Below are 20,558 nucleotides of genomic sequence, written 5' to 3'. Positions count from 1 at the left end.
GAGCCGGACGGGTCAGTGCAGGGTTTCCGCCCAGGCCGCCTCCGCGGCGGCGAGGGACTCGGACGGGTCCGCCGCGAGGGCGGTGGACAGGGCCGTCAGAGAGGTCAGGACCGTCGGCAGCGAGGCGGCCCGGCCGTAGTGGTTCACCCGGACCATCTCCCGCGCCAGCGCGCCGCCGCCCGCCGCGAGCGGGGCCGCCGGGTCGGCGGCGAGGGCCTTGGCCACCACCAGTGAGGCGTCCGGCACCCGCAGCGTGGTGGCCACCGGGGCCGCCTCCGAGGCGCGGCCGACGTACGGGGCGAGGCCCAGCGCCACCGCGCCCGCCCGGGTCGCCGCCGCGGCAGCCGCATGGCGGGCCGTCACCGCCGGCAGGCCCTCGGCCGCGATCCGGTCCAGGCAGGCCTCCAGCCCCAGCATCTCCAGCTGTGCCGGGGCGTGGGGGAGCGCCCTGCGGTCCGCGTCGATCCAGCGTTCCTTCCAGTCCAGGAGGGAGAGGTACGAGCGCCTCGGGGCAGCCGCGTTCTCCGCGAAGCGGGACCAGGCCCGCTCCGAGACCGACACCGCCGAGACACCCGCCGGGCCGCCCATCGCCTTCTGGGCGCCGATCACGCACAGGTCCACGCCCCACGCGTCCGGCAGCAGTGCCTCCGCGCCCACCGACGCCACCGCGTCCAGCATGAACAGCGCTCCGTGGGCCCGTACGGCCTCGCCGATCTCCGCGACCGGGTTGGTGTTGCCGGTCGCCGCCTCCGCGTGGACGAGGGACACGAAGTCGATCTCGGGGTGCTCGGCCAGGGCGCCTGCCACCTGGTCGGCCGTCACCGCCGTGTCGAAGGGGACCGCCAGGTCCACCACGTTCGCCCCGCAGTCGCGCAGCCAGTTGCCGAACGTGGTCCCGTACGGGCCGGTCACCACGTTCAGCGCCGTCGAACCGGGCCGCGCCCCCGAGCGGATGCACCCCTCCAGCGGCAGCAGCGCCTCGCCCTGGGTGATCACCACGTCCTCGCGGGTACCGAGCAGGTCCGCGACCCCCTGCTCGATCTGCGCGAAGCGCTCCGCGGTGAGCGGCGGAAGGTCCAGGAGGGGGTGGTTCACGGCGGTGCTCTCTTCGTCCGGGGCGTCTCGTCCGGGGCGTTCGGGGTGACCGCATGAGCCTACCCAGCACGCACGTACAGTGCGGGACATGACCGATGACGTGCTGCATGTGAAGGGGCGTGTGCTCGTCGGGCCCGACGACGCGCGCGACGAGCTCTGGGTGGTCGGCGGCCGGATCTCGTACGAACGCCCGCACGGGGCCCGTGAGATCACCACGGTGTCCGGCTGGGCCCTGCCCGGCCTGGTGGACGCGCACTGCCACGTGGGGCTGGACGCCCACGGCCCGGTCGACGCGGAGACCGCCGAGCGGCAGGCCCTGACCGACCGCGACGCCGGCACGCTGCTCATCCGCGACGCCGGATCCCCCTCCGACACCCGCTGGATCGACGACCGCGAGGACCTCCCGAAGATCATCCGGGCCGGCCGGCACATCGCCCGCCCGCGCCGCTACATCCGCAACTTCGCCCACGAGATCGAGCCGGCCGACCTCGTCGCGTACGTGGGCCGCGAGGCGCAGCGCGGCGACGGCTGGGTGAAGCTGGTGGGGGACTGGATCGACCGCGAGGTCGGGGACCTGGCACCCTGCTGGCCGCGGGCCGAGGTCGAGGCGGCCATCGCCGAGGCGCACCGGCTGGGCGCCCGGGTCACCGCTCACTGCTTCGCGGAGGACTCGCTGCGCGACCTGGTCGAGGCGGGCATCGACTGCATCGAGCACGCCACGGGACTCACGGAGGACACCATTCCGCTGTTCGCGGAGCGGGGGGTGGCGATCGTCCCGACGCTCGTGAACATCGCGACGTTCCCGAAGATGGCGGCGGGCGGCGAGGCCAAGTTCCCGCGCTGGTCGGCGCACATGAGGCGGTTGCACGAGCGCCGGTACGACACCGTACGGGCCGCGTACGACGCGGGCATCGGCGTGTACGTCGGCACCGACGCGGGGGGTTCCCTGCCGCACGGCCTGGTCGCGGCGGAGGTCTCGGAGCTGGTGCGGGCCGGGATCCCGGCCCTGGAGGCCCTCTCGGCGACGACCTGGGCGGCACGCGAGTGGCTCGGCAGACCAGGCCTGACCGAGGGGGCGCCGGCGGACCTCGTGGTCTACGACGCCGACCCGCGGGCCGACGTGCGGGCGCTGGCGCAGCCGCGGCGCGTGGTCGTGGGCGGCAAGGTCCGGGCCTGAGAGCAGAGTTGACGCGTCCGTGACGCCGACGCCCCGGCGGTCGTTGTGAAAGGCCGCCCGGGGCGTCGGCGTCGGCGCATTCCCCTCCGCCCTGTGGCGGAAAAGAACTCCCGTTCCTCGTGATGCGTAGTTAATCGAATACATGCATGGAAACCACCCTTTGGGGTGAACTCACCTCGGGTTGCCGCCCGTTCACTCTCCGTGCGTAAAGATTCCGAGGGTTAGAGGCCGTCGGCGCGCGATGTCCCCCATTGGCGACGCGACGGCTCCCATCTCCCCGGGGGTTCCACCACCTTGAACAGCAACACCTTCCGCATGCCCGCAGCCGTCCTGCTCGCCACGGGAGCGGTCGCCCTGCTCACCGCCCCGCCCGCCTCCGCCACCGGAGGCGGCGGCTCCACGGGCGGCGGCGAGGGCAAGGCCGGCGCGGTCGTCCTGCGCGCCGGCCTGGACGTGGGCCTGCTCAACAAGACCGTCCACGTGCCGCTGAAGACCACCCTCAACGAGGTCAGCGCCCCCGCGACGGCCCGGAAGACCGCCCTCTCCGTGACCCTGGACGGGGTCGAGGGAGGGCAGCCGGTGAGCGTGCTGCGTGCCGACGTGGCCACCTCCAAGGCGACCGCCGACAAGAGCCGCGCCGAGGCGGAGGCCAACCTGGCCGACGCCGAGGTGCACGTGCCGGGACTGCCCCTGCTCTCGCTGATCCAGGTGGAGAAGGTCACCTCCAAGGCCGTGTGCGAGGCCGGCAAGAAGCCCGTGGCCAGCTCGAACGTACTGGGCACGGTGACCGCGCTCGGCAAGAAGGTCACCCTCTCGGCGGGCGGCCCGACCAAGATCGAGGTCCCCAAGGTCGGCCTGGTCAGCCTCGAGCTCTCCGGCACCGAGACCACCTCCACCACGGCCGCCGCGGCCGCGCTGCGGCTGAAGGTGTCCGTGAACCCGCTGGACCTCAACGTGGCGCAGGTCGAGGGCGAGGTCGTCCTCGCCGAGGCGCACTGCGAAACCCCGGCCGGGCCCGCCCCGGAGTCGTCGGCGAAGCTCGACGTCAAGCCGCAGACGGCTGCCTCCGGGACCGGGGCCGCCCTCACCACCGAGGCCAACCTGGCCGAGACCGGCGGCGGTTCGACGACCCCGTACGTCGCGGGCGGTGCACTGGTCCTGCTCGGCATCGGCGCGACCGCACTGGTCGTGACCCGGCGCCGCCGCAGCTCGTGACCCCGCAACGGACTCCGCGGCTCAGCGGGTGGCGCGCACCAGCCCCTGCTTGTCGGCACCGCGCGACAGCACGGCCTCGCTGACCTGCTTGTCGACGGCGGCGTACGCGGACTTCCTGGCCGCGCCGAGCTCGGAGTCGGAGGGGGCGCAGGAGGTGCAGACGACGCGGAACGGCGGGTTCATGTCCGAGTACTGCGTGAGGTACTCGGCCTTGGTCACCTCCCAGCGGCCGGGGTGGGCGGCCGCCGGGGCGAAGGTGAAGCGCGGGATCGAGGACATGTTGCCGCGGGCCTTGTCGGCCTCGTAGAAGCTGGCGACCTGGTCGCCCATGCCGAAGACGACCCAGGTGCCGTTGATCTTCTCGTACGGCTGCGGCACGTGGTTGTGCGTGCCGAGGACCAGATCGATGTCGGGGAGCCCGTCCGGGCCGCGCGAGGCGGTCAGCGCCTGCGCCAGATCGCGCTGCTGCTGGTCGGGCGCCGTCTGCCACTCGGTGCCCCAGTGGACGCTGAGGACGACGACGTTCGCTCCGGCCGCCCGGGCGGCGCGGGCGTCGGCGACGATCCGGTTCTGGTCGAGCAGGTTGACGGACCAGGGCTTGCCGGCCGGGACCGGGATGCCGTTCGTCCCGTACGTGTAGTCCAGCTGGGCGACCTTGGCGCCGCCGGCGGAGAGGACCGCCGGGGCCTTGGCCTCGTCGGCGCTGCGGGCCGAGCCGACGTGCTTGATGCCGACCCGGTCGAGGTGCTCCAGGGTGCGGACGAGACCGTCGTAGCCGTCGTCCAGCGTGTGGTTCGACCCGGTCGAGCAGCTGTCGTACCCGGTGTCCTTCAGGGCGTCGGCCAGCTGGTGCGGGGCCTTGAACGCGGGATATCCGGTGTAGGGGCCGCCGGGCCGGCCGTACGGTATCTCGTGGTGGCATATCGCCAGGTCCGCGGCGACCACCACGGGCTTGACCCCCGCGAGTATCTTGCGGAAGTCGTGGCTCTGGCCGCTGCCCTGCGCGTCGTCCGCGGCCCGCTGGATGATCGACGGGTACGGGATGATGTCGCCCGTCGCGACCAGCGTGAACGGCTTGGCGCCGGCGGGCGTCGTGGGACTCGCCTTGCCCGGGCTCGCCTTGCTCTGGCCGGGCTTGGCCCCGAGCCGCTGCTCGCCGGCGCCGCCCGGTCCCCCGTCGGCGTCGAGGTGGTCGAGCAGGCTCGGCAGGGCGAGGATCCCGCCGGCCACGGCCGCCACCGCGGTCAGTGCCAAGCCCGTTTTTGCTCTTGTCTTCATTCCGGCCCCCCGGGGTTCCCTGCTGATGCCGCGATCATCGCCTACCTCCGCCCGCCCCGCCAACGGAGCCTGATCGTCCGGATATCCGCGGCGCAGCAGGTCGCAGGCGCCGACCGCGCGGTGCGGAGCCGCCCGGGTGACCGGCCCCGGAGTCGGGAAGCGCAGGTCAGCGGGCGGTCAGCGCCAGGGCGTGGTCGAGGGCCTGGAGGAGGCGGCCCGTCGTGGCGCGGTCCCGGACCGCCAGCCGGAGCCAGCAGTGGTCCAGGCCCGGGAAGGTGTCCCCGCGGCGCACCGCGAAGCCGAGGGCGCGCAGCCGGGCGCGGATCTCCATGGCGCCCGCCACCTGGATCAGGACGAACGGCCCCTCCGCCACCCCCGACACCGTGATCTCCTCGAACTCCGCGAGCCCCGCCAGCAGATGGGCCCGGTCCACCGCGATCTGCCGGGCCGCGGCCTCCGCCTCCGCGAGCGCCGCCGGAGCCGTACAGGCCTCCGCCGCCACCAGCGCCGGCGAAGACACCGGCCACAGCGGCTGCGCCGCCGCCAGCTTCGCGATCACCTCCGGCTCGGCCAGCACGTAGCCGATCCGCAGCCCCGCCAGCCCCCACGTCTTGGTCAGGCTCCGCAGCACCACCAGACCCGGCAGGTCCGTCCGCCCGGCCAGCGCCTCCCGCTCACCCGGCACCGCGTCCATGAACGCCTCGTCCACGACCAGGATCCGGCCCGGCCGGGCCAGCGCGGCCAGCACCGCCGCCGGGTGCAGGACGGACGTCGGGTTCGTCGGGTTGCCCACCACCACCAGGTCCGCGTCCTCCGGCACCGCCGCCGGGTCCAGCCGGAACCCGTCCGCCGCCCTCAGCACCACCCGCTCCACCGTGTGCCCCGCGTCGCGCAGGGCCGCCTCCGGCTCCGTGAACTGCGGGTGCACGACCACCGGCCGCTGCGCGCCCAGGGCCCGCGCGATCAGCACGAACGCCTCCGCGGCCCCCGCCGTCAACAGCACCCGGTCCGCCGGCAGCCCGTGCCGAGCCGCCACCGCCGCGCGGGCCGAACGCCCGTCGGGGTATGCGGCGAGAGCGTCGAGCGAAGCCGCGATGCGCTGCTTGAGCCACTCCGGCGGGGTGTGCGCCCGTACGTTCACCGCGAGGTCCACGAGCGCGCCGCCGTCGCCGCGCACCTCCGCGTCCCCGTGATGGCGCAGGTCGTGTGCCTGCGCGGTCGCCACGGCGCAGGTCGCCGCGACCGACCGGCGCTTCGGTACGAGCAGCTCCCCGCCGCCCGCGAGCGCCGCGGCCTCCGCCACCGAGGAGGTCCCGGCGGCGTCGCGCACCGTGTCGGAGGGGTGCGGTACGCAGATGCCCGCCAGCTCCTCGGCGGGATAGCTGAGCAGCGGTACGCCGAAACGTTCCGCCGCGCCCGTGATCCCCGCCTCGCCCGCCTTCGACTCCACCGTGGCCAGCGCCTTCACCGCCCCGGAGGCCAGCCCGGCACCCCGCAGCGTCTCCTCGACCAGGGCGCAGACCTCCGCCACGGACACCCCCGCCCGTCCGCCGACCCCGACCACCAGCTGCGTCCCGTACTCGCCCACCGGGCTCATGCCCCCTCCGTAGTCGTCAATGGTTCGTGCCCCGCCGCCCGCGCGCACACGTGCGCACGGGGCGAGGAGTCGGTATTCAGGGGCACATGGCCGTGATCGTGGCGCTGGGCGCGTTCCTGATGACCCTGGCGGGCGGGTGGACGGCGCAGCGCGTCACCGACCGCCGCCACCTCGTGCTGGGCCTGGCCGGCGGGCTGATGCTCGGCGTCGTGGGCCTCGACCTGCTGCCGGAGTCGCTGCACGCGGCCGGCCGCAAGGTGTTCGGCGTCCCGCTCGCCCTGCTGCTGTTCGTGGCCGGGTTCCTGATCGCGCACGTCGTGGAACGGCTGCTGGCGGTACGCCAGGCCGCGCACGGAGCCGAGAACGGGGGCCGCGTCCCCGAGGTCGGGCTGACCGCGGCCGCGGCGATGGTCGGCCACAGCTTCGCCGACGGCGTGGCCCTGGGCGCGGCCTTCCAGGTCGGCGGCGGGATGGGCGTGGCCGTGTCGCTGGCCGTCATCACGCACGACTTCGCCGACGGGTTCAACACGTACACGCTCACCCGGCTGTACGGGAACGCCCGCCGCAAGGCCGTGATGATGCTCCTCGCGGACGCGGTGGCCCCGGTGCTGGGCGCTGCGTCCACTTTGCTGTTCACCCTTCCGGAGGAACCGCTCGGGGCGTACCTCGGCTTCTTCGGCGGCGTCCTGCTGTACCTGGCGGCCGCCGAGATCCTGCCGGAGGCGCACCACAAGCACCCCGCCCTGTCCACGCTGATGTGCACGGTGGGCGGGGTGGCCGGGATCTGGCTGGTGGTGGGCCTCGCGGACTGAACTCACCTGGCCCGCGCCGCGGCTTCCGTGAACCGAAGGGCCACGGAGGGCTCCGCCGCCCAGTGCGTGTGCAGGTAGCTGGCGTGCACGCCCTGCTGTACGAAGCCCTCGACCCGGCGTTCGGGGTGCGTGAACCCCCATGCGGGGGCGGCCCCCGCGCCGGGCTCGATCACCGTGCGGTGGAACTCGTGGCCGCGCAGCCGGGTTCCGGTGGCGGCCAGCGCGCTGTCCGACACCGCGACGGCCTCGCGGTAGCCGAGGGTCAGCCGCTCCGACATCCGCGCGTCGGCGTCCAGGACCCCGCACATGGGCTTGCCGTCCAGGGAACGGGCGAGGTACAGCAGTCCGGCACACTCGGCGGCGACGGGCCCGCCGTCCGCGGCGAAGGCCGCGACGGCCTTGCGCAGCGGCTCGTTGGCGGCGAGCTCGGGGGCGTACACCTCGGGGAACCCGCCGCCGATCACCAGGCCGGCGGTTCCGTCGGGCAGGGCTTCGTCCCGGAGCGGGTCGAAGGTGACGACGTCCGCCCCGGCGGCGGCGAGCAGCTCGGCGTGCTCGGCGTAGGAGAACGTGAAGGCCGGCCCGCCTGCGACGGCGATGACGGGCCGTCCCTCCGGCGCGGCGCCGCTGTCGGGGGCGCGGCCCCCGAACCCCCGCGCCGCGAACGCCGGCGGGCCCGATGCGTCCCCGGCAGGGCTCAGGGCCGCGCCCCGGACACCCTCCAGCGCAGCGGCAGGCGACCAGGCTTCGCAGGCCATCGGCGGGGCCGTGCGGGCCAGGGCCATGAGGGCCTCCAGGTCGCAGCCGGCCCGGACCTGGTCCGCCAGGGCCGCGACCGAGGACAGCGCGTCCGACCGCCGCTCGGCGACCGGCACCAGGCCCAGGTGCCGCGACGGCGCAGCCACCTGCGGGGCCCGCCGGAGCACGCCGAGCACCGGCATCCCGGCCTCCTCCAGCGCCTCGCGCAGCATCACCTCGTGCCGGTCGGACCCGACCTTGTTCAGGATCACGCCCCCCAGCCGCACCTGCGGGTCGAACGACGCGAAGCCGTGGACCAGCGCCGCCACCGACCGCGACTGCGACGACGCGTCGACCACCAGCACCACCGGCGCCCGCAGCAGCTTCGCGACCTGAGCCGTCGACGCCAGCTCACCCCGCCCCGCAGCCCCGTCGTACAGCCCCATCACGCCCTCGACGACGGCGAGATCGCATCCCGCGGCCCCGTGCGCGAAGAGCGGAGCGACCAGCTGCGGCCCGCACATGAACGCGTCCAGGTTGCGCCCCGGCCGGCCCGTGGCCAGCGCGTGGTAGCCGGGGTCGATGTAGTCGGGCCCGGCCTTGTGCGGGGACACGGCGAGGCCGCGCTCCGAGAACGCCGCCATCAGGCCCGTGGCGACCGTGGTCTTGCCGCTGCCGGACGACGGCGCGGCAATGACCAGGCGCGGAACGTGCAGAGAAGTCACCACTCGATGCCCTTCTGGCCCTTCTGGCCGGCGTCCATCGGGTGCTTGACCTTGGTCATCTCCGTGACCAGGTCCGCGAACTCCAGCAGCTTCTCCGGTGCGTTGCGCCCCGTGATCACCACGTGCTGCGTCCCCGGCCTGTTCCGCAGCACCTCGATGACCTCGTCGACGTCGATCCAGCCCCAGTGCATCGGGTACGCGAACTCGTCCAGCACGTACAGCCTGTGCGTCTCGGCGGCCAGGTCGCGCTTGACCTGCTCCCAGCCCTCCTTGGCCGCCTGCTCGTTGTCGAGCTGCGCGTCCCGCTGGACCCAGGACCAGCCCTCGCCCATCTTGTGCCAGACGACCGGGCCGCCCTCGCCCGAGGCGCCGAGCACCTTGAGCGCGTTCTCCTCGCCGACCTTCCACTTCGCCGACTTGACGAACTGGAACACCCCGATCGACCAGCCCTGGTTCCAGGCGCGCAGCGCCAGCCCGAAGGCCGCCGTCGACTTGCCCTTGCCCGGGCCGGTGTGGACGAACACGAGCGGACGGTTGCGGCGCTGGCGCGTCGTGAGTCCGTCGTCCGGAACGACGGTCGGCTGTCCCTGCGGCATTACGCGGCCCTCCTGGTGGTGTGGTGAGACGGGGAAGTCACTGCGGTACGTACGTTCTTCACGAGCCCGGCCAGCGAGTCGGCCCGCAGCCCGTCGAGCGTGACGGCGGGCCCGCCGAGGTCGGCGGCCAGTACCCCGGCCAGCCCCAGCCGGACCGGCCCCGACTCGCAGTCCACGACCACCGACGCGACGCCCTCGGCCTGGAGCAGCCGGGCGCTGCGGCCCGAGAGTTCCCGCGGGTCCCCCCCGACGGAACCGGCCGACGTGGCCCGCCCGTCGGTGACGACCACGAGCAGCGGACGCCGGCTCGGATCCCGCAACCGCTCGATGCGCAGCACCTCGTGGGCCTTGAGCAGGCCCGCGGCGAGCGGGGTGCGCCCGCCCGTCGGCAGCTGCTCGAGCCGGGCCGCGGCCGTGTCCACCGAGGAGGTGGGCGGCAGCGCCAGCTCGGCGGCGGCGCCGCGGAAGGTGATCAGACCGACCTTGTCGCGGCGCTGGTAGGCGTCCAGCAGCAGCGAGAGCACCGCGCCCTTGACCGCACCCATGCGCTGCCGGGCGGCCATCGAGCCGGAGGCGTCGACGACGAAGAGGACCAGGTTGCCCTCGCGGCCCTCCCGGGTGGCCTGGCGCAGATCGTCCTTGCGGACGACGAGCCCGCGCCCGCTGCGCCCGCGCGCCTTCTGGTGCGGGGCGGCGGCCTGGATGGTCGCCGCGAGGTGCAGCTTCGTCAGGTGGCCGCGGGGGCGCTGGGCGCCGGTGGTCCGGCCGTGGGTGGTGCGGGCGCGCGAACGCCGCCCGGACGCGCCCTCGCCGAGGCCCGGCACGCTGAGCACCTTGGTCCGGAACGGCTCGGCGGCCCGTACGGCGGCCTGCTCCGGTGCGGCGCCGTCCTGGGAGGCGGGCTGCGGCTCGGGGGACTCCGGGGCGTCCGGGGCCGTGCCGTCCTGCGCCTCGGAGGCTTCGGGCTCGGGCGCGTCGGGACCGCTCTGCGGGGGGACCCCGCCGCCCCCGCCGTCGGGGCCGCCGTCCTGCGGACCGCCGTCGTCCGGACCCTCGGGCGCCGGGTCGGGCTCCGGGTCCGGGTCGGGCTCGTCGTCCGGCTCCTCGTCGGGGAAGCGGTCCAGGATCTCGTCGAGCTTGTCCTCGTCGAGGCCCGGCGCGTCGAACGGAGCACGCCTGCGCCGGTGGGGGAGGGCCAGCAGCGCGGCCTGCCGTACGTCTTCCTTGCGCACGTCGGTCCGTCCGGCCCAGGCGGCCAGCGCGGTCGCGGTCCGGGCCATCACGATGTCGGCGCGCATGCCGTCGACCTCGAAGCCGGCGCAGGTCGCCGCGATCTGCAGCAGCGAGGCGTCGCCGAGGCGGACCTTCGGGAGCAGGGCCCGGGCGGCCACGACGCGGGCACGGACCTCCCGCTCGTCACCGGCCCAGCGGGTCGCGAACCCGGCCGGGTCGTCCTCGTACGCGAGGCGGCGGCGCACCACCTCGACGCGCTGGGCGGGCTCGCGGGAGGCCGCCACCTCGACGGTGAGCCCGAACCGGTCGAGGAGCTGCGGGCGGAGCTCGCCCTCCTCGGGGTTCATGGTGCCGACGAGCAGGAAGCGGGCGGCGTGGCGTACGGAGACGCCCTCGCGCTCGACGTAGGAGGCGCCCATCGCGGCCGCGTCGAGGAGGACGTCCACCAAGTGGTCGTGGAGCAGGTTCACTTCGTCGACGTACAGGATCCCTCGGTGCGCGTCGGCCAGGAGCCCCGGCTCGAAGGCCTTGACTCCCTCCGCCAGCGCCCGCTCGATGTCGAGGGCGCCGACGAGCCGGTCCTCGGAGGCGCCGACGGGCAGCTCGACCATGCGCGCGGGCCGGGCGGAGCCGGGCCCCGCCTCGTGCGGGCCGTCCGGGCAGGAGGGGTCGGGCGCGGTCGGCGCACAGGAGAACCGGCAGCCGGGAACGACGTCCACCTGCGGCAGCAGCGCGGACAGCGCGCGGACGGCCGTCGACTTGGCGGTCCCCTTCTCGCCGCGCACGAGTACACCGCCGACCGCAGGGCTCACGGCGTTGAGCAGCAACGCCAGCCGCAGGTCGTCCTGACCGACCACCGCGGTGAACGGGAAGTGGGTGGTGCTCGTGCTCATCCGCTGATCACTCCTTCGAGTGGGCTGCCCCCGCGACATGCTGAGCGAGAGCGGCCCTCGGCCGTGCTGGTCATCTGCTCCCCGCGGTGACGGGCGTGGCCCGCTCCTCCACGAGCACGTGATCGAACTGCTGCTCTGCTCCCCGCCTCCGCGGGGACCTCCCGGGCGTTCACGGGGCCCCCGGGGGGAGGAACGGGAGGCCCGAGGGGGCTCCGGTGTCGATCAGGCGCAGCAGCGCATCCGTGTCGGCGTGCTCGGCGATCAGATCGCCCAGCAGGTCCAGCTGCTCCTCCCGGAGGGAGGAGAACGACGTGTCCGGGGCCGGGACGAAGCGGCGGCCCGAAGCCGCAGCCACCTCGCGGAGGAACGCCCGCCGGAACCCGTCCGACTCCAGCGAGCCGTGCCAGTGGGTGCCCCACACCGACCCGACCCGGCAGCCGTCCAGGAACGGCTCCCCGCCCAGGACCTCGGCCACCCCGTGGTGGATCTCGTACCCGGCGACCTCCTCGCCGAGCGCGGTCCCGGAAGGCCGCTCCAGGGTCTTCTCCCGGTCGAAGCGGATCCGTACCGGCAGCAGGCCGAGGCCGTCCACCGAGCCCGCCCTGGACTCGACCTCGTCCTCGATGTGCTCGCCGAGCACTTGGAAGCCGCCGCAGATGCCCAGCACCGGGCGCCCCTGCGCGGCCCGCCGCGCCAACGCATCGGCGAGGCCGCGCTCGCGCAGCCACTCCAGCGCCTTCACCGTGCCCCGGGTGCCCGGGACCACCACCAGGTCCGCGTCGACCAGTTCCTCGGCCCGGTCCACGAACCGCACCACGACCCCCGGCTCCGCCGCGAGCGCGTCGACGTCCGTGAAGTTCGACATCAGCGGCACCGCGCACACCGCGACCCGCAGGACGTCCTCGCCGACCGGCGGCGCCACGACCGACTCGCGCACCGCGCCCCGCAGCGAGACCCGCAGCCCGTCCTCCTCGTCGATGCCCAGACCGTGCTGGAACGGCAGCACGCCGTACGTCGCCCGGCCGGTGAGGGAACGCAGCATCTCCATGCCCGGCTCCAGCAGCGACACGTCGCCGCGGAACTTGTTCACCATGTAGCCGGCGATCAGCGACTGGTCCTGCGGCGACAGCAGCGCCGTCGTCCCGAAGAACGAGGCGAAGACCCCGCCCCGGTCGATGTCCCCGACCACGACCACCGGGAACCGCGCGGCCCGCGCGATGCCCATGTTCACGATGTCGGTCCGGCGCAGGTTGATCTCGGCCGGACTGCCCGCCCCCTCGCAGATCACGGCGTCATACGTGCCCCGCAGCTGCTCCAGGCAGTCCGTGACGACGCCCAGCAACTGCTCCTGCCGCCCTCCGTGGTAGCCGCGCGCACTCATCTCGCCCACCGGCTTGCCCAGCAGCACCACCTGGCTGCTGCGGTCGCTGCCGGGTTTGAGCAGCACCGGGTTCATCAGCGCCGTCGGCTCCACGCGGGCCGCCTGCGCCTGCATCGCCTGCGCCCGCCCGATCTCGGCGCCCTCGCGCGTGACGAACGAGTTCAGCGACATGTTCTGCGCCTTGAAGGGCGCCACCTTCACGCCCTGCCGGGCCAGCCAGCGGCAGATGCCCGCCGTGACCACGCTCTTGCCCGCGTCCGATGTCGTTCCGGCGACGAGGAGTCCCCCGCCCAGCTTGCCGCCGCTCACCGGCGCCCCCTCCCTGCCACACGGGACACCGCACAGCGCAGTGCCACACACGCCCCCAGCGCCAGCCACGTCACCTGCCGTGACAGCCGCACCGCCCGTTCGATGTCCGCGACCTGCACCGGCCGCCCCGCTTCGCCGTTCAGCACGGCCCGGTGCTCGACCCGCCCCCCGTACGCCAGGGTGCCCCCCAGCCGTACGCCGAGCGCCCCGGCGAACGAGGCTTCCACCGGGCCGGCGTTCGGGCTCGGGTGCTCGGCGGCGTCCGCACGCCAGGCCCGTACGGCTCCCCGCCGGTCGGGTCCGGCCAGTACGGCGGCCAGGGCGGTCAGCCGGGCGCCCGGCCAGCCCGCGAGGTCGTCGAGCCGGGCCGAGGCCCAGCCGTAGCGCAGGTAGCGCGGGGACTTGTGCCCCACCATCGCGTCGAGGGTGTTCACGGCGCGGAAGGCCAGCAGCCCGGGGACACCGGCGGCGGCGCCCCACACGAGGGCACCGACCACCGCGTCGGAGGTGTTCTCGGCGACCGACTCCACGACGGCCCGGGCCATCTGCTGCTCGTCCAGGGCCTGCGGGTCTCGCCCGCACAGGTGCGGCAGCCGCTCCCGGGCCACCTCGGCGTCCCCGGCGGCGAGCGCGCCGCCGATGGCGCGGGCCTCGCGGCCCAGGGAGGTGCCGCCGACGACGGCCCAGGTGGCCGCTGCGGTCAGGGCGATACGGGCGGCCGCGGGGCGGGAGCGCACGGCGCGGGCGCCCAGCGCGCCGACGGCGGCCGCGCCCCCGGCGCACACGAGGGTGTGGAGGAGGCCCCGGGCGCGGTCGTCGCGCCACAGGGCGCGTTCGACGGCGGCGGCTGCTCGTCCGAAGGCGGCCACGGGGTGCCCTCGGCGCGGATCACCGAGGATCCGGTCGCCGATCAGGCCCGCCGTGGCGCCGTACGCGAAGACGCGATCGGCACGCATGGTGGCAGGTATGTCCTCACTCAGGGTCCGCGCCCTGGTTCGACGTGTCCGGCGGTGGGAGTTCCTGGCTCCCGGGGCGCACGTGCCGCGTGCTCCCCGGTGACAGTGGCGGGACCGCGCCGGATTCGCACCGGACTTCCTCTCCATGCCGCCGTATTGGCTCGGGCAGTCCACCACGCACCGCGAAGGCCCGTCAACTCGCCGTTGACCTGCGGCGGGGCTGGTCACCGCGCCGGGCCGAGGTACGGGAAAGCTCCCCCCGGGAAGCCCGGAGGGAGCTTTCGTGCGCCGTGCCCGAATCGGTCAGCTGACGATCAGGTAGATCCCGTACGCCACGGCCGCCGCGACGAGCGCGAAGCAGGCGTACGCGCCGCTGCGGGCCAGGGTGGCGGCGCCGCCCTGCTCGGTGGCGGTCTCGTGCTTGGAGAGGCCCACCAGGCCCAGGGTGAACAGGGCCACGAGCGCGACGGTGGCGGAGAGGCTGACCCCGAAGACGGAGCCGAGTGCTGCCCAGTCGATCTTCATACTGCGGATTCCTCTGTCGTTCTCGGGGTCAGACCGCCGCGGCCGGGGCCGCAGGGGTCGGGGCGGCCGCCGGAATGGTGGCCTTCAGGGCGCCGTCCGTGACCGCGGCGGTCGTACCGGCGGCGGCCTCGGCGGCCACGGTCGGCGGGACGGTGACGGCGGCCATGGCCGTGGTGACGACACCCGGCTCCTCGGCCGGCTGCACGTCGTTGACGTTGCTGTGGTCGACGACCTGGCGGCGCGAGATGAGCCAGATGGCGACGCACGAGGCGACCAGGAAGAGCGCGACGGCGGCGACGCCGACGTCACCGGTACGCATGACCAGCTCGGCGCCGGAGGCGACGACGGCCGCGGCCGGCAGGGTCAGGCCCCAGGCGATGAACATGCGGGTGGCGGTGGACCAGCGGACCACACCGCCCTTGCGGCCCAGGCCCGCACCCATGACGGCGCCGGAGCACGCGTGGGTGGTGGAGAGGGAGAAGCCGAGGCTGGAGGAGGCCAGGATGACGCTGGCGGCCGAGGTCTGGGCGGCGAAGCCCTGCTGCGGCTGCAGGTCGGTCAGGCCGCTGCCCAGGGTGCGGATGATGCGCCAGCCGCCCAGGTAGGTGCCCATCGCGATCGCCATGCCGGCGGAGACGATGACCCAGACCGGCGGGTTGGAGCCGGGTGCGAGCGCACCGCCGGCGACCAGCGCCAGGGTGATGATGCCCATCGTCTTCTGCGCGTCGTTGGTGCCGTGCGCGAGGGAGACGAGTCCGGCCGAGGCGATCTGACCGGCCTTGTAGCCCTTGGCGGAGGTCTTCTTGCCGACGTTCCCGCCCAGCTTGTACGTGACCTTGGCGGCCAGCATCGCGGCCACACCGGCCACGATCGGCGCGGCGATCGCGGGGAGCAGCACCTTGGTGACGAGCGTGCCGCCGTTGACGGCGCCGAGGCCGGCGGAGGCGACGGCCGCGCCGACGAGGCCGCCCATCAGGGCGTGGGAGGAGCTGGAGGGGAGTCCGACCAGCCAGGTGACGAGATTCCAGAGGATCGCGCCGACCAGGGCGGCGAAGATCACTTCTGGCTGGATGCCCTCCTCGTTGACCAGGCCCTTGGAGATCGTCTTGGCGACCTCCACGGACATGAACGCGCCGACGAGGTTGAGCACGGCGGACATGGCCACCGCCGTCTTGGGCTTGAGGGCGCCGGTCGAGATGGTGGTGGCCATCGCGTTGGCTGTGTCGTGGAAACCGTTCGTGAAGTCGAACACGAGAGCGGTGATGATCACGATCCCGAGGAGAAGCGTTATGTGCTCCATTTACCCAGGCTTCTGTTTGACGTCAGTGGCTCGGCGACCGTAGGCAACCTGAGTGAACGGAAGATGAACTGACTCGGGCGGAGCGGTGTACTGGCCCGTCGTGCCATCGGGACCTTCGTCCTGATTTTGCCGCTGATAACGCGATTAATGCACGTCAAAGCGGGGTGTGCGAAAGGATCCGCAGAGGATCAGAGACCCCTGGATCCGCCCTCGAGGGGCACTGGAAAGAGATCTAGATCACTCCTCCGGTCGGCCCGCCGCACCGCCGAGTCGTTCCTTCCCGACCCCGCCCGGCGATATGCGGAGCGTTCCGCTCCAGTGGCCCGCGCGGGCTCCCGCGTCGACACTGGAGCCGTGCGTACCGCCACAGCGACGGCCGCGGTCGTCGCCACCTCCCTCGTCGGTGCCGGCGCAGCCGCGGTCGCGGCCGGCCGGTACGCCGCCGACGCCGCCCTGCGGCACGAGCCCGGCCGGCCCCTGCCCGGGGGGCCGCGGCTCAGCGTCCACTCCGCCGGCTCGGGGCGGATCGCGCTGACCCGCTCGCTGGCCTCCCTGCGCCCCGGTACGTACGGGCTCACCGCCCCCGGGGTGCACGCCGTGGTCGGGCCCGTCCTCGCCGGCGCCGCGCCCGGCGCGGACACCGTCGTGCGCCGGCTCCTCGACGTCACCCACGGCAGCCTGGAGCCCGGTGCCCGGGTCGCCCTCACCCCCCAGGTCCACGCGGGCAACCCCCGTACCGCCCTCGGGCTCGAGCACGCCGACGTGGACGTGCCCGGCGAGCTCGGCGGGCTGCCCGCCTGGTTCGTGCCCGCCGCCCGCGACACCTGGGTGATCACCGTGCACGGGCTCGGCGCCGGCCGCGAGCACCCGATGGTGGTCATGCCGTTCCTGCACCGCCAGCGGCTGCCCGTCCTCGACCTCGCCTACCGCGGCGACCTCGGCGCCCCCGCCTCACCGGACGGTCTCGGCCACCTCGGCGAGTCGGAATGGCGCGACGTGGACGCCGCCATCCGCTACGCCCTGCGCTACGGCGCCCGCCGGGTCGTCCTGCACGGCTGGTCCACCGGCGCCGCCATGGCCCTGTACGCCGCGGAGCGCTCGGCCCTCGCCGACCGGATCTCCGGGCTCGTGCTGGACTCGCCGGTGCTCGACTGGCACACCACCCTGCGCGCGCTCGTCGCCGCCCGCCGCACCCCGGCCCCGCTGGTGCCGCTCGCGGTGCGGGCCGCCGAGGGGAGCGCCGGGCTGCGCGCCGACCGCCGGGGGCCCGGGGCCGATCCCGCGGCGCTGCGCGTACCCGTCCTGATCTTCCACGGCCCGGACGACGCGCTCGCCCCCTGGGAGCCTTCCCGCCGGCTCGCCGCCGCCCGTCCCGACCTCGTCACCCTGACGACCGTCCGCGAAGCCCCGCACGGGGCGATGTGGAACGCGGACCCGGCCCGTTACGAGGAAGCACTGAGGCGCTTTCTCACCCCTCTTATGTGAAGGCCGTGTGCCGGACGGGACGGGGAGGGTGCATTCTCCCCGTATGTCCCCCCGGCGACCGGCGATAATGGCTGGTTCCGTTTGGGCTTTCGGCCGGTGACGGGCGAGACTGCTTCCGTGACGTCCCGAAAGCCTGATGAGCAGTTGGCTCGCGACTCCAGACTCCGACTCGTCTCCCCGCGCTCCGTCGCCGCGGCCCGCAAGGCGGTGACCGACCGACGCGCCCGTACCGCCTCCCGGCCCCCGGCGGGCACCCCGGCCACGGCCGAACTCGCGAACCGGGCCCGGGCCTCGCTCGCCGACGCCGTACGGCTCGCCCGCTGGGCCGAGCTCAACCTCGGTGCCGGAGACGGAGGCCGGCCCGCCCCGGCGGGAGCGCTGCCCGCCTCCGACGTGGAACGGGCCGCCGCCGAACTGAACCTGACACACGGGCAGATCCGGGTCGGCTGGGACCGTGCCCGGCTCGCCGGCCTCGTGGAAGTGCACGGCGGCCACGCCCGGCCCGGCTGGCGGCTGCGCGCCTGGGACCGCGACGACACCGCCGTACTGCGCGGCTGGGTCGCCCTGTTCGACGCCTGGTCACTGGTCCACCCGGCCCCCGCCGACATCGCGCCCGCGGTCGTCGCCGAGGTGGTCGAGGCGATGCCCCAACTGCTGTCCCTGCTCCAGCTGTCCGCCGGTCCCGTGACCGTTCCGGATCTGCTGGACCTGCTCGGCCAGCGGGTCACCGAACTGCGCGACGAGCGCTGCGAGGTCCCCTACGACGCCCCGGCGCGCGAGACTTCGCCCTCTGGCGGGACGCCGGCCGGCGCCGAAGCAGCGGCAGTCAGCTCCGATCTGACCGGCTCTCACCTGACCGGCCCTCATCTGGCCGGCCCTGAGGCGACCGGCCCCGAGGCGACCGGCACCGGCGTGGCCGTCGCCGTCGCGGAGGCCGCCACGGCGCCCGTGCCGCTCGCCCGGCTGCTGCGCTGGGCGCTCGGCGGACTCGCCGCCGTCGACGCCGTCACCCTCGGTCCCGCCCAGGCCGCGCTCACCCCCCTCGGCAGCTGGGCCGTCTGGGTCAAGCTCGAACAGATCTGCGTCGCCGCGCAGAGCCCGGCCGGGAACATCGAGCAGTCCGCCGCCGCGATGCTGCACGGCTGCGCCCGCCTCACCCCGGGACCGGCCCGCGCCGAGTACCAGGCCTGGCTCGCCGCCCGGCCCGTCGGCCACGCCGTCAGCGAGCTCCTGCACGCCGCCCGCGGCGAGGACGCCCTGCTGCGCGGCCTCGCCTTCGAGGCCCTGCGCGTGGTCGGCGCCCCGGCCGAACCCGAGGTGCGCGCCGCCGTCCGCGACGCCGCCCTGCGGCCGTACGCCCTGCTCTGGCTCGCCGAGCACGACGGGGTGGATCCCGACGAGGCCCAGGACGTGCTCACCGCCGAGGAGTCGACCTGGCTCTGGGTGGACACCGCGGCCGCCATCGCCGACCACGGCGAGGCCGACCTGCTGGCCCGCCACCTCGACTCGGCCGTCCGCACCACCGTCCCGCGGCTGCTGGACGAGGTCCGCGCGGTCGGCCATCCGCGTACCGTCCAGGTCCTGGTCGCCCTGGCGGCCGCCCATCCGGACCCGGCCCTGGCCAAGGCGGTCCGCCGGGCCGCGTTCCAGGTCCACACCGGCGGCGCGTAGCACCCGTACGGGTACGTGCGCAGGAACGCGCCGCGGGTCTCAGACCTGCGGCGCGTACGTCCCGAAGCTCCAGATGTTGCCCTCGGCGTCCCTGGCCATGTAGTCGCGGGAGCCGTAGTCCTGGTCGGTGGGCTCCATCAGGATCTCCACGCCGTGCTCGGCGGCCCGCCGGTGGTGGGCGTCCACGTCGTCGACCACCACGTAGACCCCCACGGGCCCGCCGCCCTCCATGGCCTTGTCGAAGACGCTGCCGGTGCCCTTGCTGCCCAGCATCACCAGGCCGTTGCCGTACGCCAGCTCCGCATGCATCACAGCGCCGTCCTCGCCCTCGTACACCGCGACCTGGCTGAAGCCGAAGGCCCCGGTCAGCAGCTTGATCGCCGCCTTCGCGTCGCGAAAACGCAGCGTGGGACAGATGGACGGAACGCCTGCCATGACGACCACTCCCTCTCGGTGACGGTGACCCACGTCACAGCATGGCAGGCGGCGCCGACCGTCAGCGGAAGGTGTCGCACCGGGCCATGTCGCCCGTGCGGTAGCCCTGGTAGAACCACTGCTGGCGCTGCTGGGCCGAACCGTGCGTCCAGGACTCCGGGGTCACGCGGCCCTGGAACTTCTCCTGGATCCGGTCGTCGCCGACCGCGCCCGCCGCGTCCAGGCCGTCCCTGATGTCCTGGTCGGTGAGGCTCTTGATCAGCGGGCGGCCCGTGGACTCGTCCGGGGTCCGCGTCGCGTGGTGCGCCCAGACCCCCGCGTAGCAGTCGGCCTGCAGTTCGACCTTGACCGCGTTGCTGTTCGCGCCCGGCTGTCCGCCCTGGGCCAGCTGCAGGGTGCCGGTCAGGTTCTGGATGTGGTGCCCGTACTCGTGGGCGACGACATAGGCCTGGGCGAACGGGCCGCCGCTCGCGCCGAACTTCGTCCTCAGGTCGTCGAAGAAGTCGAGGTCCAGGTAGACCCGCCGGTCGGCTGGGCAGTAGAAGGGGCCGACCGCCGAGGTGGCGGCCCCGCAGGCGGTGTTCACGCGACCGGTGAAGAAGAACGTCGACGCCGGGGTGTAGCGGCCGCCGCGGCGGGCGAACTCCTCCCTCCAGAAGTCCTGGGTGCTGTTGACGACCGCGACCAGCCGGCAGTCCTCCCGCGCGTTCGCGTCCCGCCCCTTCTTGCACGACTGCTCCACCTGACTGACGGACGACGAGGTCGCCACCGGCTCCGGGTTCCCCGAGGACAGCCCCAGTTCGTCCGGGCCCACGCCGAAGAGCAGCCCGAGGACCAGGGCGATGAGGCCCGCGATACCGCCGCCGATCGTCGCCCGGCCGCCCGGGATGCGGCTGCCGCGCACGTCCTCGACCTCGGAAGTGTCCAGATCGGCGTCGTCGTCGAACTGCATCCCGCACCGCCCTCGATTCCACGTGGCCGCCCAGTGGCGCGTATCACCCGGTCCATCCTGATACGTGCCCCGGCCTCCCGGGGGATCCGTGGGCCGGACGGGGGACGGAAGAGGGGGGCGGGAGGGGCGTGCGTCGAGGGTCGGACGCCCCCATAACCAGTTGCACACCCCCGGTAGAATGAATC

Annotated in this window: 17 protein-coding genes and 1 riboswitch; of the genes, 5 read left to right on the top strand and 12 right to left on the bottom strand. The window is 74.3% G+C overall.

Annotated elements, in window-relative coordinates; all coding sequences use genetic code 11:
- Positions 1-12: 12 nt before the first annotated feature.
- On the bottom strand, positions 13-1,095 hold the full coding sequence (locus ACZ49B_RS30330) for a pyridoxal-phosphate-dependent aminotransferase family protein (protein WP_468311910.1): 1,083 nt from the start codon (positions 1,093-1,095) through the stop codon (positions 13-15).
- An 88-nt stretch (positions 1,096-1,183) separates the two neighbouring features.
- On the opposite strand from ACZ49B_RS30330, the gene ACZ49B_RS30325 reads away from it, so the two are divergent.
- Both ACZ49B_RS30325 and ACZ49B_RS30320 read left to right on the top strand, forming a co-directional pair.
- Positions 1,184-2,272 carry an amidohydrolase family protein gene (locus ACZ49B_RS30325; RefSeq protein WP_053785829.1) on the top strand — a complete coding sequence of 363 codons (1,089 nt, stop codon included), beginning with the start codon at positions 1,184-1,186 and terminating at the stop codon, positions 2,270-2,272.
- Positions 2,273-2,566: 294 nt separating this feature from the next.
- Positions 2,567-3,487 carry an SCO1860 family LAETG-anchored protein gene (locus ACZ49B_RS30320; RefSeq protein WP_468311908.1) on the top strand — a complete coding sequence of 307 codons (921 nt, stop codon included), beginning with the start codon at positions 2,567-2,569 and terminating at the stop codon, positions 3,485-3,487.
- A 21-nt stretch (positions 3,488-3,508) separates the two neighbouring features.
- On the opposite strand, the gene ACZ49B_RS30315 is transcribed toward ACZ49B_RS30320, so the two are convergent.
- Together ACZ49B_RS30315 and cobC are read right to left on the bottom strand one after the other, a co-directional pair.
- On the bottom strand, positions 3,509-4,765 hold the full coding sequence (locus ACZ49B_RS30315) for a CapA family protein (RefSeq protein ID WP_468311906.1): 1,257 nt from the start codon (positions 4,763-4,765) through the stop codon (positions 3,509-3,511).
- Between the two features lie 166 nt (positions 4,766-4,931).
- Positions 4,932-6,362: an Rv2231c family pyridoxal phosphate-dependent protein CobC gene (gene cobC, locus ACZ49B_RS30310; RefSeq protein WP_468311904.1), complete on the bottom strand. Its 1,431-nt coding sequence runs from the start codon at positions 6,360-6,362 to the stop codon at positions 4,932-4,934.
- Between the two features lie 86 nt (positions 6,363-6,448).
- Between cobC and ACZ49B_RS30305 the strand changes: the two genes are divergently transcribed.
- Positions 6,449-7,174 carry a ZIP family metal transporter gene (locus tag ACZ49B_RS30305; RefSeq protein WP_468311903.1) on the top strand — a complete coding sequence of 242 codons (726 nt, stop codon included), beginning with the start codon at positions 6,449-6,451 and terminating at the stop codon, positions 7,172-7,174.
- Between the two features lie 2 nt (positions 7,175-7,176).
- Here the strand turns inward: ACZ49B_RS30305 and ACZ49B_RS30300 are convergent, their stop codons facing one another.
- From ACZ49B_RS30300 to ACZ49B_RS30270, 7 genes are all read right to left on the bottom strand, one after another.
- Entirely contained in the window at positions 7,177-8,640 is a 1,464-nt protein-coding gene (locus tag ACZ49B_RS30300) for a cobyrinate a,c-diamide synthase (protein ID WP_468311901.1), read from the bottom strand.
- Positions 8,634-9,233 (bottom strand): cob(I)yrinic acid a,c-diamide adenosyltransferase, encoded by a 600-nt coding sequence (gene cobO, locus ACZ49B_RS30295; RefSeq protein ID WP_030300494.1) that lies wholly within the window; start codon positions 9,231-9,233, stop codon positions 8,634-8,636. Before cobO ends, ACZ49B_RS30300 begins: the two co-directional genes overlap by 7 nt.
- Positions 9,233-11,359, bottom strand: coding sequence for a putative cobaltochelatase (locus ACZ49B_RS30290; RefSeq protein ID WP_468311900.1), 2,127 nt, complete (start codon positions 11,357-11,359; stop codon positions 9,233-9,235). The genes cobO and ACZ49B_RS30290 overlap by 1 nt, the downstream gene beginning before the upstream one ends.
- Before the next feature lie 169 nt (positions 11,360-11,528).
- The gene (locus tag ACZ49B_RS30285; protein ID WP_468311942.1) at positions 11,529-13,034 is read right to left on the bottom strand and encodes a cobyric acid synthase; all 1,506 of its coding nucleotides are present in this window, start codon (positions 13,032-13,034) and stop codon (positions 11,529-11,531) included.
- Positions 13,035-13,045: 11 nt separating this feature from the next.
- Positions 13,046-14,005 (bottom strand): cobalamin biosynthesis protein, encoded by a 960-nt coding sequence (locus ACZ49B_RS30280; protein WP_468311898.1) that lies wholly within the window; start codon positions 14,003-14,005, stop codon positions 13,046-13,048.
- Positions 14,006-14,044: 39 nt separating this feature from the next.
- Positions 14,045-14,195, bottom strand: a riboswitch (cobalamin riboswitch).
- A gap of 113 nt (positions 14,196-14,308) precedes the next feature.
- Entirely contained in the window at positions 14,309-14,530 is a 222-nt protein-coding gene (locus ACZ49B_RS30275; RefSeq protein ID WP_468311897.1) for a hypothetical protein, read from the bottom strand.
- Positions 14,531-14,558: 28 nt separating this feature from the next.
- Positions 14,559-15,830 (bottom strand): inorganic phosphate transporter, encoded by a 1,272-nt coding sequence (locus tag ACZ49B_RS30270; protein ID WP_468311896.1) that lies wholly within the window; start codon positions 15,828-15,830, stop codon positions 14,559-14,561.
- A 354-nt stretch (positions 15,831-16,184) separates the two neighbouring features.
- Here ACZ49B_RS30270 and ACZ49B_RS30265 point away from each other — a divergent pair, with 354 nt between their 5' ends.
- A complete protein-coding gene (locus ACZ49B_RS30265; protein WP_468311894.1) occupies positions 16,185-17,315 on the top strand; it encodes an alpha/beta hydrolase family protein in 1,131 nt (376 codons plus the stop codon).
- Positions 17,316-17,432: 117 nt separating this feature from the next.
- Positions 17,433-18,986, top strand: a complete 1,554-nt coding sequence (locus tag ACZ49B_RS30260; protein ID WP_468311892.1) for a hypothetical protein — start codon at positions 17,433-17,435, stop codon at positions 18,984-18,986.
- 39 nt (positions 18,987-19,025) lie between these two features.
- Here the strand turns inward: ACZ49B_RS30260 and ACZ49B_RS30255 are convergent, their stop codons facing one another.
- Both ACZ49B_RS30255 and ypfJ read right to left on the bottom strand, forming a co-directional pair.
- On the bottom strand, positions 19,026-19,421 hold the full coding sequence (locus ACZ49B_RS30255; protein WP_468311891.1) for a VOC family protein: 396 nt from the start codon (positions 19,419-19,421) through the stop codon (positions 19,026-19,028).
- 61 nt (positions 19,422-19,482) lie between these two features.
- Entirely contained in the window at positions 19,483-20,373 is an 891-nt protein-coding gene (gene ypfJ / locus ACZ49B_RS30250) for a KPN_02809 family neutral zinc metallopeptidase (RefSeq protein WP_468311889.1), read from the bottom strand.
- Positions 20,374-20,558: the final 185 nt, after the last annotated feature.

Source organism: Streptomyces sp. NPDC031132, assembly GCF_055570595.1.
The sequence above is the reverse complement of the archived record's forward strand: the minus strand, read 5'-3'. Positions and strand labels throughout refer to the sequence as shown.

What these genes read in the sequence shown, in the direction of transcription:
- ypfJ (WP_468311889.1), bottom strand. Translation starts at nt 20,373, where the DNA reads ATGCAGTTCGACGACGACGCCGATCTGGACACTTCCGAGGTCGAGGAC.
- ACZ49B_RS30280 (WP_468311898.1), bottom strand. Translation starts at nt 14,005, where the DNA reads ATGCGTGCCGATCGCGTCTTCGCGTACGGCGCCACGGCGGGCCTGATC.
- ACZ49B_RS30315 (WP_468311906.1), bottom strand. Translation starts at nt 4,765, where the DNA reads ATGAAGACAAGAGCAAAAACGGGCTTGGCACTGACCGCGGTGGCGGCC.
- ACZ49B_RS30270 (WP_468311896.1), bottom strand. Translation starts at nt 15,830, where the DNA reads ATGGAGCACATAACGCTTCTCCTCGGGATCGTGATCATCACCGCTCTC.
- ACZ49B_RS30290 (WP_468311900.1), bottom strand. Translation starts at nt 11,359, where the DNA reads ATGAGCACGAGCACCACCCACTTCCCGTTCACCGCGGTGGTCGGTCAG.
- cobO (WP_030300494.1), bottom strand. Translation starts at nt 9,233, where the DNA reads ATGCCGCAGGGACAGCCGACCGTCGTTCCGGACGACGGACTCACGACG.
- ACZ49B_RS30275 (WP_468311897.1), bottom strand. Translation starts at nt 14,530, where the DNA reads ATGAAGATCGACTGGGCAGCACTCGGCTCCGTCTTCGGGGTCAGCCTC.
- ACZ49B_RS30255 (WP_468311891.1), bottom strand. Translation starts at nt 19,421, where the DNA reads ATGGCAGGCGTTCCGTCCATCTGTCCCACGCTGCGTTTTCGCGACGCG.
- cobC (WP_468311904.1), bottom strand. Translation starts at nt 6,362, where the DNA reads ATGAGCCCGGTGGGCGAGTACGGGACGCAGCTGGTGGTCGGGGTCGGC.
- ACZ49B_RS30325 (WP_053785829.1), top strand. Translation starts at nt 1,184, where the DNA reads ATGACCGATGACGTGCTGCATGTGAAGGGGCGTGTGCTCGTCGGGCCC.
- ACZ49B_RS30305 (WP_468311903.1), top strand. Translation starts at nt 6,449, where the DNA reads ATGGCCGTGATCGTGGCGCTGGGCGCGTTCCTGATGACCCTGGCGGGC.